Below are 794 nucleotides of genomic sequence, written 5' to 3'. Positions count from 1 at the left end.
ACAACGGCTTCGTTCCGTTCTATGTGGTCTCCAGCTGGCACGCGCACGACGTGCAGGCGGCGCAGGCGGCCAGCTCCACCAACACGGGCTACTCCAACGCGTCGTTCTCCGGCGGCGGAGGGTCGAGCGGGTACTAGAGCCGCCCGGCCCGGGCGTCCGGCCCGGGCGGGCTCAGCCCTCGACGATCTCCACGGACTCGATCGTGTGCAGCGTCTGCGGCCGGCCCTGCGGGCTGCCGTCGTCCTCGATCGCGGTGACGGCGTCCATCCCGTCGGTGACGGTGCCGAAGAGGCTGTAGTCCGGCGGCAGGGAGACGCCGGAGTCGCCGGTGACGATGAAGAACTGGGAGCCGTTGGTGTCCGGTCCGGCGTTGGCCATGGCCATCGACCCGATCTCGTACTCGCCGGACTCGGGCAGCTCGTCGGCGAACTCGTATCCCGGGCCGCCGCTGCCGGTGCCCTGGGGGTCGCCGCCCTGGATCATGAAGCCGGGGATGACGCGGTGGAACGTGATGCCCTCGTAGTACTTGTTGCGGGCCAGGAACACGAAGTTGTTCACCGTCTCCGGGGCCTTCTCCTCGAGCAGGTCCACGGTGACGGGGCCGGCGTCGGTGGTGATGACGGCGGAGTAGTCGACGCCGTCGGTCAGGCACATCGGCGGGGCCGAGTCGAACGAGGTGGTGCGCTCCGCTGCGCCCTCGGCGGGCGGGCACTCGACCGCGCCCCCGGCGGAGCCACCGGACTCGCGGCCCTCGAACTGCGACGCCGAGGTCGCCCCGGTGGTCGCCGCGTCGT

General features: G+C 71.3%; 1 protein-coding gene. It reads right to left on the bottom strand.

Features of this window, described 5'->3' with window-relative positions:
• Nucleotides 1–171: 171 nt before the first annotated feature.
• Nucleotides 172–794 (bottom strand): peptidylprolyl isomerase (locus tag G6023_RS13885; protein WP_206681003.1); only part of this gene is annotated, 623 nt, incomplete at its 5' end.

This window comes from Dietzia sp. DQ11-71 (assembly GCF_014144995.1).
Taxonomy (GTDB): domain Bacteria; phylum Actinomycetota; class Actinomycetes; order Mycobacteriales; family Mycobacteriaceae; genus Dietzia; species Dietzia kunjamensis.
The sequence above is the reverse complement of the archived record's forward strand: the minus strand, read 5'-3'. Positions and strand labels throughout refer to the sequence as shown.